Origin of the sequence: Bradyrhizobium murdochi, from assembly GCF_000472965.1 — a bacterium.
Lineage (GTDB): Bacteria > Pseudomonadota > Alphaproteobacteria > Rhizobiales > Xanthobacteraceae > Bradyrhizobium > Bradyrhizobium murdochi.
The window spans coordinates 196328-209266 of sequence record NZ_AXAU01000004.1 but is presented as its reverse complement, the minus strand read 5'-3'; the positions used below and the strand labels follow the sequence as shown (position 1 = coordinate 209266).

The window sequence follows — 12939 nt, the reverse complement described above, 5'->3', positions numbered from 1 at the left end:
CGGTCGGAGCGCTAGATCCGGGCGGCAATCGCCCTGCGGGCCCGATAGTCCTTTGGATTCATTGCGAGCAGTTTACGAAAGGCTTTGCGGAAGCTGCTCTCATCCTCATAGCCGACCGCGTGCGCAATGTCCTTGACCGCTCGCCTGGTCGTTTCAAGCAGGGTGCGCGCTGTTTCCATGCGAATTCGAACAATGAAAGCCTGTGGCGGTTCGCCGGCAAGCGCTTTGATCTTCCGGTGCAGCGTCCGCTCGGGCACACCAAGAGCCTTGGCTAGCTGACTAACCGCCAATGGCTTCGCACCGGACCGCCGCACGATCATCTCGGCTTCGACCAGCCAGGGATTGCGCTTGAGCAGATAGCCCTGCGGCAAATAGCCCGTCTGGGTTCGTCGGCTTGTGTCGAGCACGGCGAAATCAGCGCAAGCCCGCGCAGTCTCCACATCCGCAGCAATCTCAATGACCCGCAATGTGAGATCGATCCAGGCCATCGGACCGGCGGCGCAAATCACACGATCGCTTTCGGTCACGACGGCATCGAGCGACAAGTCGACGTTCGGGTAACGCTGCTTGAGCTCGGATTGCAGCCACCAGGTCGTGGTGGCGCGTCGTCCGTCAAGCAGGCCTGCCTGCGCAAGCACAAAAACACCGGTGCAAAATCCGCCAACAATCGCACCCCTCGCGTGCTGCCGGCGCAACCAGCCTGCAACGCGGTCGATCTCATTAAGGCGTTGCGTTGTCGCGGCGAGATCGATGAGGAGGCCGGGGACCAGCACGACATCGTAGCTGGTGCTGGCTTTGATCACGCCGTCGGCGACGACGTTCATTCCGCGAGCCATGGCAACGCCTCGTGTACCGGTCGATACGACGTGCCATCTGAATTTGATCGCTCTGCTGTTACGGGCGATCGCTGCGTTGGCGATGGCGAGCATGTCGCCAATCCCCATCACGGCCGATGGCATGCAGTCCTGAAGGGCGAGGATGGCAACGTTGATATGGCGCGATGACGTGCTTTTCCGCATGTGGCCGATTATGCCCGAACAATGTCCTATCCGCCACTGTCAATCGCCACGTCCTGGCGTCAGATTGCCTTGGTCAACAAGCGCAGGAGCCAACGATGCCCCATGTAATCGTTCAGACTATTGAAGGGATTTTGGACAACGAGCAGAAGAAGCGGCTGCTGGAACGGGTGGCCGACGTCATGGTCGAGATCGAAGGACGCGGCGATCAGGCGTTTCGCAAAGGAGTATGGGTCCGGATCGAGGAGCAGCCGGCGCCGCACTGGTACCTCGGCGGAGCAACCTACACGCCGGAGATGATCGCCATGAAGTTCGGCGCGCTCGACGCCGACGGCGGCAGAAAATGACCGGGCGGACGAACCGGCAAATCGCTCTGGCGCGGCGTCCGCTTGGCGATATCGCGGCCGACGATTTCCGTCACCGTGCCGTACCCGTGCGCGATCTCCAGCCAGGTGAATTCCTGGTTCAGAACCGCTGGCTGTCCATCGATCCCTATATGCGGGTGCGGATGAACGAAGCGCGTTCTTATGCGCCGCCGCAGCCGCTCGACCAAGTAATGGGTGGCACGACAGCAGGCGATGTCATCGCCTCCAACCATCCATGCTTTGCGGAGGGAGATCGTGTTGTCGGTTTAGGCGGCTGGCAACTCTATGCAATCGACAGCGGTGCTGGCTTTGTGAGAGTGGAGACGTCAGCGGTCCCGCTCCAGGCCTATCTCGGCGTCGCCGGGATGCCCGGCATGACCGCATGGTATGGCATCCGCCACATCATTCGTCCCAAATCCGGCGAAACGATTGTTGTTTCTGCGGCAAGCGGTGCGGTTGGAAGCGTGGCTGGGCAGTTGAGCAAGCAGGCGGGGTGCCGCGTCATAGGCATCGCAGGTGGCCCCGAGAAGTGCCGTCATGTGGTGGACGATCTCGGCCTCGATGCCTGCATCGACCACAAGGCGGGCAATCTCGATATCCAGCTTGCGGCCGCGGCGGCCGACGGCATCGACGGCTACTTCGACAATGTAGGCGGTGCAGTTCTTGATGCTGTCATGCGGCGGCTCAACACATTCGCCCGCGTCGCCGTCTGCGGACAGATTTCTGGCGGTTACGACACGACGCCACTTCCGCTCGCGGACACCAGCATGCTTCTCACAGCGCGCCTCGTGATGCAGGGCTTCATCATATCCGATCACCGCGATCTGTGGCCTGCTGCGCGCGCTGAACTGGTGCGGCTCGTCGCCGAGCGTCGGCTCGTCTATCGCGAAACAATAGCGGAGGGCCTCGACGCCGCGCCAACGGCACTGATTAATGTTCTGAAGGGTGCGAATCTCGGCAAGCAGCTCGTGAGGCTAAGCTGATGTCAGGCGGATCGACCGGTCGCACCTCCTGATCTAGCGCGCCAGCACCTGGCCAGTAATCCTCCCTCCTCTGATCGGAGCCACCATGCAACTCTCCAACTTCTTGTTCTTTACGACGACGTGCGAACAGGCGCTTGCCTTCTACACGGAATGCGGCTTGGGGCGCGTCAATCGTATCGTTCGCTATGGCGATCGCGGCATGCCGGTCGCCAATGAAGAGATGCGCGGCAAGGTAATGCTTGCACAATTCGAGGGGCCGGGAGTGCTCTTCTATGCCTCGGACAACGATGACGCCGAACCCATGCGCGGATCGGCACATATCATCACGATGGACGATCGGGCAAAAATGACAGGCCTGTTTCAACGGCTGTCCGCGGGTGGCCAGATCACAACCCCGCTCGGTATTCAGCCTTGGGGCAGCTACTACGGAAAATTCACGGATAAGTTCGGCGTCCAGTGGATGCTCAATTGCATCACCTGAGCATGAGAGGAGATCGAGTATGACAAAGAATCTCGCGGGCGGCTGCCTCTGCGGCGCGGTACGATATTCCGCGCAGGCCGAGCCGATGATGGTCGGAAATTGCTATTGCACCGACTGTCGTAAGGCCAGCGGCACGAGCCACGGCACGCATGCGGCCATTCCCGATTCTGCTTTTAGCCTAGCCGGAGAAACCAAGGCGTTTGAACGCGCGGCGGACAGCGGCAACATCGTTATCCGCGCCTTCTGCCCTACATGCGGATGCGCCATCTTCTCACGGAACACGGGCATCCCGGGCATGACATTCATCCGCGTGTCCAGCCTGGACGATCCCGATCAGGTGGAGCCGCAGATAACCGTCTACGCCAGCCGAGCTCCAGCTTGGGCCCCGCTCGACAGGAGCAAACCTGTCTTCGACTTGATGCCCGAAGGCGGCCCTGGAGCTGTCCTCGCGGACGGCTGACCTGGTCAATGGCAAGGAGTTGGCGCAGGAGATGCGGGGTGCGCTCAGGCGTTTGGCCTGAAATCAAACCACTGTGCCTGATTGGCGCACCCGACACGATTCGAACGTGTGACCTTTGCCTTCGGAGGGCAACGCTCTATCCAGCTGAGCTACGGGTGCAACAGGGCTTCATTTAGCCGATTGGCCGGGCAGGGGCAACCGGCCCCTCCGGGGTGCTGAGACGAAGGTGGCACGACGCCGGCCGCGTTTCCTATCAAAATTCCGATCCGTTCCGGCCAATTGGTGGTAGTCTTGACGCGTTGATCTTCTACCATGGATGGGGACGTCCGATGTATAAGAAGGTTCTTCTCGCCTATGACGGTTCGGTCGAGGGGCGGCGCGCGTTGCGGGAGGGCGCAAAGCTCGCACAACTCTGCCATTCCGAGGTGTTTTTGCTCGCCGTCGTCGAGGTCTCCTCGATCATGACGCCCGAGGCCGGGCTTACGATCCCGATCGAGCTGCAGACTGAGGATTACAAGGCCATCCTGAACGAAGGCACCGAGCGGCTGAAGGCGCTGGGATTTTCGCCGACCGCGCGGCTCGAGGTTGGCGATGCCGGGCAGAAAATTGCCGAGGTCGCCGAGGAAATCGGCGCGCATCTCGTCGTCGTCGGCCACCGCCCGCAAGGGGCATTGGCGCGCTGGTTCGGCTCGATCGGCAGCTATCTGGTCAAACGTCTGCGCTGCAGCGTGCTGGTAGCCCAGACCGAGATCAGCGACGCCGAGTTCGAACGGCTGAAGCCGGAGGAAGCGGTGGCCTCGCGATAGCTCGAGGCTGATCCGGACCTAAAAGCGTTTTCGAGCGAAGTGGGCACCGGTTCGCGTCAAGAAAACGCGTCCAAATAAGAATCTAGAGCCCGGTTCTGATGCAATCAGAACCGAAAAGGTTCTAGCTTGCGGGAACGATGATCTTGCCGATCGGCCACAGCGCGATGCCGGCAAGTTTCAGGTGTGCCCAGGCAAAGGGAATGCCGATAATGGTCACAGCCAGCACGATGGCGGTCACCACATGCCCGAGCGCCAGCCACCATCCTGCCAGCACCAGCCAGATGAGATTGCCGATCACCCCGAGCGGCCCGGTGCCGATATCTTCTTGGCCCGTATAGGCATCGCGCGAGACCGCGGTGAAGCCGAACGGGAACAAGGTGTAGGCTGCGATATTGAATGCGGCCCGCGCCCAGGGAATGCCGATGATCGTGATCGCCATGATGACGGACGCGATCAGCCAGCCGAACGCCATCCACGCGCCGCCGAGCACGACCCAGATCACGTTGAGGAGTAGTGAAACCGGTGACATGGCTGTCATCCCTGTGTTGACGCAATGCGGGCGAAACTGCGCTGCGGGCGAACCCAATTGCCCCAGGCCCAGCAGACGCTAGACTGATTCCCCCGACGATCAAGCCACAAGCGCGCCAAAGAGCACGTCAACGGAGAAGCGTTCATGCGTCCGCTCGAATTCGGCTGGTATCTGCCCACGCATGGCGACACCACGGCCTATGGCCTGATGGAAGCGCAGATTCCGGGGTCTCCTGAACTGTGCGACCGCGTGGTGCAGGCGGCGGAGAAGGCTGGCTTCGAGTATCTCCTGATCCCGGTCGGTTCCGTGTGCTGGGAAGCCTGGATCACGGGTGCGTTCATGGCGGCGCGTTCGTCGTCGATCAAGCCGCTGATCGCGGCGCGCCCCGGCTATATCAATCCGGTGCTGCTGGCGAAGATGATCTCGACCTTCGACCAAATGTCGGGCGGCCGGATCTGCATCAATCTGATCGCCGGCCAGAACGAAAGCGAGGTCGAGGGCGAGGGCGTCCGTTATCCGAAGGAAGCGCGCTACGAATTGATGGAAGAGGAAGTCTCGATCCTGAAGGCTCTGTGGACGACGCGCGGGCCGGTGAATTTCGAAGGCAAGTTTCACAAACTGTCTGGCGCGCACATCCGCCCGCGCCCGCGCCAGCAGCCGTTTCCAAAATTCTATCTCGGCGGCGGCTCGCGCCAGGCCTGGGAATTGTCGGCCAAACATTCCGACGTGCATCTGTTCTGGGGCGATCTGCCGGAACAGATCGCCTCGAATATCGCCGAGATCAGGGAGATGGCGCGCGCGCATGGCCGCGAGAACGACATCGGCTTCGGCATGCGCCTTCAAGTGATCTGCCGCGAGAACGAGGCGGACGCCTGGGAGGCCGCCGATCAACTGGTGCGGCATGCGACCGAGCGGCAGAAGCAGGAAATGAAAACGCTTTACAACAAATCGGAAGCGAACCAGCGCGTACAGCAGCTCGCCCGCGAGCATGGCGATCTCCTGCTGCCGCATCTGTGGACCGGCATCACAAAAGTCCGCCCCGGCGCCGGCATTGCCGTCGTCGGCAATCCGGTCCAGTGCGCCGACACGGTGCAGCAATTCATCGACGCCGGCTGCCACTCGTTCTGCCTGTCCGGCTATCTGCATGACGAGGAGGCCGAGCGTTTTGGCCGGCTGATCCGGCCCATTCTCGCCGAGAACAATCGCGGCCGGTGGGCGGCGTAGCGCGGACGGCGGATGCCGGCCGTCATGCTGCAGTGCAGCCGAATGCCAGATGACGCCGGGCGCATTGCTGCGCCGCGCCGAGGCACACTCTTTATATCGCTCGCGGTGATGTGTGGGCGGCGCTAAAGTCGGGCCGCGAATTCAACTGGGTACCGCCAAATGAGTGGATCGAGCTCGGTACTTGCGTGGAGCTCCGCGTTGGAGGAATTCGCGCTGTTTCGAACGCTTAGTTCCGAACAGCGGCTAAAGGCCCTCAACGCCATGGTTCGCCAGGATCTGGTGCGCGGGCAAATGCTGGTCGCGCAAGGCGGGCCGTCGGACTCGCTCTTCCTGGTGCTGCACGGCGCGCTGGCGGTGCGCAAGACCGGCTATCTCGAACCGATTGCCGAGCTTCGCGCCGGCGAACTGGTCGGCGAAATCGGCTTCTTCGCCGATGTCCCGCGCACCGCCGATGTGATCGCCATCCGCGACACCAGCGTGCTGGCGTTGACGCGTCCGGCCTATCAGAAGCTCGTCGAGGAGGCTCCCGCCATCGTCGAGGCGCTGCTCGCGGCGTTGGCGCGGCGGTTCGCCAAGGAGACCGCGCGCATCGCGCCGTTCCCCACTTCGCCGAAAGCGCGAACGGTGGCGCTGATCGACGGCGGATTGGAGCCGCTGCCGGAAACCTTCGATCGCCGGATGCGCGAGGGGCTGGCTGCGACCCATGCCGAGATCGTCGATGCCACCCGCCTGCAGGCGATGTTTCCCGGGCGCGCCCTCGATGCGCATGAAGTCACCGAATGGCTCAACAGGCTCGAACACACAGCCCCGCTGGTGGTCTATCTCGGCGCCCGCGAGGCTCAGCCTTGGGCGCGCAAGGCCATCCGTCAGGCCGACATGGTCGTGTTCGCCTGCCGCGGGGAGGCGCCTGCGGCCCCATTGACGGAAATCGAGGCGTTCGCCTGCGAGGTTCATTCGATTTCGGCCCGACGTCTCGTCCGCATCCATGACCGGCGAAGCGGCGAGGTCTCTGGCACCGCGGCCTGGCTCGCCCGGCTGCCGGCCTTCATGCACCACCATGTCGCGCTCGAAGACCAGGTCGATATCGACAGCCTGATCCGTTTTCTGTGCGGCCGCGCCGTCGGCTTCGTCGCTGCCGGCGGCGGCAGTTTTGGAACCGCGCATGTCGGAATCTACAAGGCCTTTCGCGAACGCGGCGTGATGTTCGATATCTTTGTCGGCACCAGCGTCGGCTCGGCCATGGTCGCCGGCTTTGCCAAAAATCTCGAAGCCGAGCATCTCGAGCACGGCACGCATGAAATCTTCGTCAGGAGCCGAAGCTTTCGGCGGCCGACCTGGCCGCGCTATGCGCTGTTGGATCACAAGGCGTTCGATCGCGCGCTCGCGCAACAATACGGCCGTGACTGCCGGATCGAGGATTGCTGGCGGCCCTTCGCGGCCGTCGCCACCAATTTGTCGACGCACAATCTCGAACTGATCCGCACGGGGCCGCTCTGGCAGGCGGTCCGCGCATCGAGCGCGATCCCCGGGCTGTTGCCGCCGTTCTATACGGCTGAGGGCGCGATGCTGGTCGATGGATGTCTGATCGACAACGTGCCGCTGGCCTCGATGCACCAGCTCAAGAGCGGCCCCAATCTGGTCGTGCATTTCGGCGAGCCGGCGGCGGAGATGTTCGACGTCGATTATGCCTCGCTGCCGGGACGGCTGGAACTGATCGCCGCGATGCTGACGCCGTTCCGCAAGAAGTTGTTGCCGGCCGCGCCGAGCGCGGTGAACGTGCTGTGGCGAAGCCTCGTGGCGCATCAGCGCTACGATACCTTGCCGGTCGGGCCGTTCGATACGGTGATGCGGCCGCCGCTACCGCTCGATATCGATGTAACGGATTTCGATCGCCACACGGAAATCTTCGAAGCCTCATACCTCTGGGCCAAGGAGGCCATCGCGGCGCTGGAGGCGGGAGGCAGTTCGGCCATTGCAGCCATCCTCGACGCCGCCGCGCTGGAACGGCGTCAGGCAACCGCCGTAGCGGTCTCCAATCGCGCGCCCAGCAACCGCCTCGCATCGGCCGCCGGCTTCGGTGCGCTGAACAGGTAGCCCTGCATCTGGGTGCAGCCGAGTTGGCGCAGCAGCTCGCGCTGCTGCTCGGTCTCGACGCCTTCCGCCGTCGTGGTCATGTTGCGGGCGGCTGCAATGTTCACCACCGCCTGCACGATCGCCGCCGAGCCGTCGACCTCGATGTCGCTGACGAAGCAGCGGTCGATCTTGATCTTGTCGAACGGGAATCGCTTCAGATAGCTCAGCGAGGAGAAGCCGGTGCCGAAATCGTCGAGCGCGATGCGCACGCCGATGGCGCGGAGCTGATGCAGGATGGCGAGCGCGGTTTCGTCGTCATGGATCAGCACCGCCTCGGTGATTTCGATCTCGAGCCGGTCGGGCGGCAGGCCGGAGGCAGCCAGCGCGCCGGTGATCCGCAGCGCCAGCGTCGGCGACTTCAACTGGATCGGAGAAACGTTGACGGCGAGCCTGACCCGGGACGGCCAGCCGGCCGCCTCGGTGCAGGCGGTCTGCATGACCCAATCGCCGAGCTCGTTGATCAGGCCGGTGTCTTCGGCAATCGGGATGAATTCGGCCGGAGAGACCATGCCGCGTTCGGGATGCCGCCAACGCAACAGCGCCTCGCAGCCCGTCACCTCGCCGCTCGCGAGATCGAGCAGCGGCTGGTAATGAATTTCGAAGCCGCCGTCGGCCAATGCCTGTCGCAGATCCTGCTCCATGGTGAGCCGTGCCTGGGCGCGCGCATCCATCGCTGGCTCGAAGAAGCGATGGGTGCGGCGTCCCTCGGCCTTGGCGGCGTACATGGCAAGGTCGGCGTGCTTGATCAACTGGTCGAGTTCGATGCCGTCCTCCGGCGCGAGCGCGATGCCGATGCTCGCATCAGTCGAGAGATGATGGCCGAGGCACTGATAGGGCTGCCGTATTGCCTCGTAAACGCGGGCCACGAATTCCTCGACCTCCGTGCGGCCGCCGATCGCGGTCTGGATCACAGCGAATTCGTCGCCGCCGAGACGGGCGATCAGATCGCCGGGCTTGATGCAGTCCTTGAGGCAGGCTGCGACCGCCTTCAGGAGTTCGTCGCCGACATGGTGTCCGAGCGAGTCGTTGATGCCCTTGAATTCGTCGATGTCGATATAGAGCAATGCGAATCGGTCGCCGCCTGCGGCCTTGCGAAGCTCGCGCTCGATCTGCTCGCGGAACAGCACCCGGTTCGGAAGGTCGGTCAGCGCGTCGTAATGCGCCAGATGCGCGATCTTCTCGTTGGCAAGCCGGCGCTCGGTAACGTCGTCGACGACGTTGATGATGTAACGGGCCTGGCCCGCCGCGTTGCGGATTCCGAGCCGTTTGGAGGTGACGTAGCGCGGGCCCATCCCCTGGGTTTCCCAGACATGTTCGTCCTTGAATAGGCCGTCGGGAGACTGCAGCGTTTTCTCTTCGTCGGCCGCGATGATCTCGGCGGCGGCCTGCGGAAAGATGTCGGAGGCCGTCCTGCCGATGATCAGGTCGCGCGAGATGCCGAACTGGGCTTCCGCCACGCGGTTGACCAGCAGATAGCGCCGGTCTTGCACGTCCTTCACGGTGATTTGGGAGGGGATGTGATCGATGATCTGGCTCAGGAAGGCGTAGTTGCGGTCGCGCTCCTGCTCGAGGTTGCGCCGCTCGGTGATGTCTTCCATGGTGGCGATCCAGCCGCCATCCACCAGCGGCTTTCTCACCGTCAGGAATGTGCGCCCGTCGGCGCATTGGGTGACGCTGTGACTCGCCTCTCCGCGCGCGATGTTCTGCACGACCGAATCGCAGAACTCATCTATGTCGCCATCGAACGAGCCGCGATCCTTGCGATGCTGCATCAGGTCGCGAAGATGACAGCCGGGCTTGACCACGTCTACCGACAGATTGTGCATGTCGATGTAGCGCTGGTTGAAGGTGACGAGGCGAGCCGAGGCGTCGAACGTTGCCAGACCCTGAATCATGTTGTTCAGGGCGGTATCGAGCCGGCCCCGCTCCGTTTCGAGCCGCTGCTGCGCTTCGCGGCTCTGCCGGGTGATCTGCCGGATGATCAGGAACAGGATCAGGGCAATCACCACAGCGGACAGCGTTGCCGCGATGAGCAGGAAACTGGTTTGCTCCTGCCAGTCGGCGAGTGCGGCGGCAACCGTGTTGGTCGCGACCACCACGCCCGAGTAATGCGCGAGCGGAGCCGCAGATCCCAGTCTGGCAGTCTGGTCGATCGGACTTTGCACGCGCAGCGTCTGTGCGCCGCCGCTTTCCCGCACGCGCTGCAGCAGCGGCGCGTTCGAAAAGTTCTGACCGATCAGTGCGTCGACACGCGGATAGCGGGCCAGCAAGGTGCCGTCGGCATGAAACATCGAAATGGCGGCGCCGGATCCGAGCGCGACGGAAGCGAAGAACTTTTCGTAGTTGGCGGGGTTGATGCGCCGCGTCATCACGCCGAGGAAGATGCCGTCGTCGCCCTTCAATCGATGGGCGATAACGGAATTCAGGTTGCCCGTAAGATAGCTGCGAACCGACTCGGCCAGAATGGAGGGTGATCGCGAATCGAACTTGAAGCTCTTGAAATAGGCCCGCTCGGAAATGTTGAGCTTGGGCGCTGGCAGCGGCCGCGACCAGTTGATCATGTCTCCATTGGAATCGAAGATCGAGATGTCACCGAGATAGGACAAGACGCCCGCCTTCGATCTCAAGATCTCGTGCGCTTCCGCGCTCGCGACGCGTTGCCGGAAGTCCTTCTCCGAGCCGATGCCGGAGATCTGCAGCCGGGAGATCACGTCGTCGGCGAGCGTGTCGGAGTCCTCGAACTGCTGGTCGAAATGGCGGGCGAGCAGAAGAACGGTGTTCTCCAGCTCGCGCTCGCTGTTGACAAGCGCGCGCTCACGGAACTCGCCGGCCATCATGATGGTGCCGACGAAAATCGCCGCGACCAGCAAGCCGCCGCAAAGGGTCAGCCACAACACCGGGCCCCGGATCGTTGCGGCAAGGTGCCGTCCAGCGGCCGCGGTCCGCGCCTTCATGCTTCGCAGGTGGTGAAACAGGTCGCGCATTCTCCCTTCTCCCCGGGAACATGCATACGATGCGCGCATGTCATAAGCCGTTAGGAAATCCGGTTACCTAAGCCTTAATCGAGTGTCCTTCGGCTGCAATCGCGCGCTCTAACGGCGATAGCCGCCGGCGCGCGAATAGGCGGGGCGGTTTTCCTGTGCCGGCCGGCTGGCTTGGCTAGCGCGCGCCTCGCTGGCGCGCGTGGTCGTCAGCTTGAGGTCTTCCAGGAAGATCGGCTTTGAGAAGTAGTAACCCTGGGCGTAGCGGATCTTGGTCGCTGCCTGCAGATAGGCCAGTTCCTCGAAAGTTTCGATGCCTTCGGCGATCACGGTCATGCCGAGCGCTTCGCTCAGGGATTCGATTGCCCGCAAGATGCCCTGGCTGCGCGGACGCTTATGGATATCGGTGATGAAGGAGCGGTCGATCTTGATCTCGTCGGCGGTAATATCGGCCAGCGCCGACAGCGACGAATAGCCGATGCCGAAATCGTCGATCGAGATCTTGACGCCGAGCTTGCGGAGGATCGGCAGGATCTCGTCCTGGAAATGCGTTTTGGTCACGAAGGCGTCTTCCGTCACCTCGATCATGAAGCGCTTTGGAAATCCGGTGGCTTCGATCGCCTGGGCGAACGGGCGCATGAATTCGAGGTTGCCGGCCTGTTTGGCGGCGACGTTCATGCTGATCGTGGTGTCCGGACCGAAGTTTTCGTTGATTAGGTCGATCGATTTGACGATCTCGGCCAGCACAAGGTGAGTCAGTTCGTCGATCAGGCCGAGTTCGGTGGCAAGGTTGATGAAGGTGCTGGGGGCTTGAATCACCCCCTCGTCGTCGCGCAGTCGCACCAGCGCCTCGACGCCCATGAGCTCCTGGGTCCGGATATCGACCTTGGGCTGGAAAGCGCAGCAGAAGCGTTTCTCCAGGATCGCCACCCGCAGCGCCTGCTCGACCTTCATCCGCGCCATGGCTTCGCGTTCCATGCTGGCGTCAAAGAACGCCGCGGCGCCCTTGCTGCCGTTCTTGACGCGGTACATCGCGATATCGGCGTTTTGACGCAACTCCTCATAGCTGCGCCCGTGCTCGGGGTAGAGGCTGACGCCGATCGAGGTCGAGGCGAAGATTTCAGACTGGTCGATGAAGAACGGCGCCTTCAGCCGCTGCAGGATGAAGCGGATGAATTCGGCGACCTCGCTCTCGCTCTGGACCGGGTTGAGCAGCAGCACGAACTCGTCGCCGCTGATCCGCGACAGAATGTCGGAGTCGCGCAAATCAAGTCCCACCCGCTTGGCGATCTCCGCCAACAGCGCGTCGCCGACCGAATGTCCGTAGTAGTCGTTAATGTGCTTGAAATTATCGACGTCGAGAAAGGCCAACGCGAAAAGGCCCTGTCCGTTGTCGTACTTCAAGAGACTGTTGACGCGATGTTCGATCACGCGCCGCGTCGGCAGCCCGGTCAACTCGTCGTAATAGGCGGAGCGGAACAGATGTTCCTCGAACGCCTTCTGTTCGGAGATGTCGGTCGAGCTCGAGATCAGCAGATTGCGCTCGGCGATCCGAACCGGCCGGTGGGAGGTCAGGAATACCTGCTTGGCTTGGCCAGCGGCAATGGATTCTTCCAGCACCGCCGGGCGGCCGGAACGCAGCAATTCGAGGCAGGTTTCGCGACGATCGTTCAGGTGCGAGGCCTCCGGCGCGGCAGTGGTCATCTGCAACGCGGCTGCCGCGGCGTCATTCACGAGCACGAACTCGCCGTTCTCGTCCTGAACCGTCACGCCGGTCGGAAGCAGCCTGAAGATATCCTTTAGGATATTCAGCTCGGATTCGACTGCGCTTTCGTTGACGGCCTGCGTAGCCGCCGCCTGAAAGTCGTTCTTGTAGGGACTTTGCATGCCGCGGAGCTTGGCAAAGTCGGTTGTAGTATTGGTTAAGCGCACTTCCGAAAAGCCGCAACAACCGTAGGAGT

11 protein-coding genes and 1 tRNA gene are annotated in these 12939 nt (G+C 62.5%); 7 read left to right on the top strand and 5 right to left on the bottom strand.

The genetic code is table 11. The annotated features are described in order from the left end of the window. Positions 1–11 precede the first annotated feature (11 nt). Positions 12–944 carry a GlxA family transcriptional regulator gene (locus YUO_RS0113625; RefSeq protein WP_283806409.1) on the bottom strand — a complete coding sequence of 311 codons (933 nt, stop codon included), beginning with the start codon at positions 942–944 and terminating at the stop codon, positions 12–14. Between the two features lie 170 nt (positions 945–1114). Here YUO_RS0113625 and YUO_RS0113620 point away from each other — a divergent pair, with 170 nt between their 5' ends. The 4 genes from YUO_RS0113620 to YUO_RS0113605 all read left to right on the top strand — a co-directional run bounded on the left by YUO_RS0113620 (position 1115) and on the right by YUO_RS0113605 (position 3305). Continuing rightward, on the top strand, positions 1115–1363 hold the full coding sequence (locus YUO_RS0113620; RefSeq protein ID WP_028347764.1) for a tautomerase family protein: 249 nt from the start codon (positions 1115–1117) through the stop codon (positions 1361–1363). Then, on the top strand, positions 1360–2364 hold the full coding sequence (locus YUO_RS0113615) for an NADP-dependent oxidoreductase (RefSeq protein WP_035726721.1): 1005 nt from the start codon (positions 1360–1362) through the stop codon (positions 2362–2364). Before YUO_RS0113620 ends, YUO_RS0113615 begins: the two co-directional genes overlap by 4 nt. Before the next feature lie 85 nt (positions 2365–2449). Further along, a complete protein-coding gene (locus YUO_RS0113610) occupies positions 2450–2845 on the top strand; it encodes a VOC family protein (protein WP_028347762.1) in 396 nt (131 codons plus the stop codon). 19 nt (positions 2846–2864) lie between these two features. Continuing rightward, positions 2865–3305, top strand: coding sequence for a GFA family protein (locus YUO_RS0113605; protein WP_028347761.1), 441 nt, complete (start codon positions 2865–2867; stop codon positions 3303–3305). An 82-nt stretch (positions 3306–3387) separates the two neighbouring features. Here the strand turns inward: YUO_RS0113605 and YUO_RS0113600 are convergent. After that, a tRNA-Arg gene (locus tag YUO_RS0113600) sits at positions 3388–3464 on the bottom strand. A gap of 170 nt (positions 3465–3634) precedes the next feature. Here YUO_RS0113600 and YUO_RS40665 point away from each other — a divergent pair. Next, positions 3635–4111 carry a universal stress protein gene (locus tag YUO_RS40665; RefSeq protein WP_035726720.1) on the top strand — a complete coding sequence of 159 codons (477 nt, stop codon included), beginning with the start codon at positions 3635–3637 and terminating at the stop codon, positions 4109–4111. A 121-nt stretch (positions 4112–4232) separates the two neighbouring features. Here YUO_RS40665 and YUO_RS0113590 read toward each other — a convergent pair whose 3' ends face one another. Beyond that, the gene (locus YUO_RS0113590; protein WP_028347760.1) at positions 4233–4640 is read right to left on the bottom strand and encodes a YccF domain-containing protein; all 408 of its coding nucleotides are present in this window, start codon (positions 4638–4640) and stop codon (positions 4233–4235) included. 144 nt (positions 4641–4784) lie between these two features. Between YUO_RS0113590 and YUO_RS0113585 the strand changes: the two genes are divergently transcribed. Both YUO_RS0113585 and YUO_RS40660 read left to right on the top strand, forming a co-directional pair. Beyond that, positions 4785–5864, top strand: coding sequence for an LLM class flavin-dependent oxidoreductase (locus YUO_RS0113585; protein WP_028347759.1), 1080 nt, complete (start codon positions 4785–4787; stop codon positions 5862–5864). Positions 5865–6062: 198 nt separating this feature from the next. Further along, positions 6063–7958 (top strand): patatin-like phospholipase family protein, encoded by a 1896-nt coding sequence (locus YUO_RS40660; protein WP_235782706.1) that lies wholly within the window; start codon positions 6063–6065, stop codon positions 7956–7958. Here the strand turns inward: YUO_RS40660 and YUO_RS40655 are convergent. Next, entirely contained in the window at positions 7874–10981 is a 3108-nt protein-coding gene (locus YUO_RS40655; protein ID WP_083754580.1) for a bifunctional diguanylate cyclase/phosphodiesterase, read from the bottom strand. The genes YUO_RS40660 and YUO_RS40655 overlap by 85 nt on opposite strands. 108 nt (positions 10982–11089) lie before the next feature. Further along, positions 11090–12865 (bottom strand): putative bifunctional diguanylate cyclase/phosphodiesterase, encoded by a 1776-nt coding sequence (locus tag YUO_RS0113570; RefSeq protein ID WP_028347758.1) that lies wholly within the window; start codon positions 12863–12865, stop codon positions 11090–11092. Positions 12866–12939 lie beyond the last annotated feature (74 nt).

What these genes read in the sequence shown, in the direction of transcription:
- YUO_RS0113615 (WP_035726721.1), top strand. Translation starts at nt 1,360, where the DNA reads ATGACCGGGCGGACGAACCGGCAAATCGCTCTGGCGCGGCGTCCGCTT.
- YUO_RS0113625 (WP_283806409.1), bottom strand. Translation starts at nt 944, where the DNA reads ATGGGGATTGGCGACATGCTCGCCATCGCCAACGCAGCGATCGCCCGT.
- YUO_RS0113610 (WP_028347762.1), top strand. Translation starts at nt 2,450, where the DNA reads ATGCAACTCTCCAACTTCTTGTTCTTTACGACGACGTGCGAACAGGCG.
- YUO_RS40665 (WP_035726720.1), top strand. Translation starts at nt 3,635, where the DNA reads ATGTATAAGAAGGTTCTTCTCGCCTATGACGGTTCGGTCGAGGGGCGG.
- YUO_RS40655 (WP_083754580.1), bottom strand. Translation starts at nt 10,981, where the DNA reads ATGCGCGACCTGTTTCACCACCTGCGAAGCATGAAGGCGCGGACCGCG.
- YUO_RS0113570 (WP_028347758.1), bottom strand. Translation starts at nt 12,865, where the DNA reads ATGCAAAGTCCCTACAAGAACGACTTTCAGGCGGCGGCTACGCAGGCC.
- YUO_RS0113590 (WP_028347760.1), bottom strand. Translation starts at nt 4,640, where the DNA reads ATGTCACCGGTTTCACTACTCCTCAACGTGATCTGGGTCGTGCTCGGC.
- YUO_RS0113620 (WP_028347764.1), top strand. Translation starts at nt 1,115, where the DNA reads ATGCCCCATGTAATCGTTCAGACTATTGAAGGGATTTTGGACAACGAG.
- YUO_RS0113605 (WP_028347761.1), top strand. Translation starts at nt 2,865, where the DNA reads ATGACAAAGAATCTCGCGGGCGGCTGCCTCTGCGGCGCGGTACGATAT.
- YUO_RS0113585 (WP_028347759.1), top strand. Translation starts at nt 4,785, where the DNA reads ATGCGTCCGCTCGAATTCGGCTGGTATCTGCCCACGCATGGCGACACC.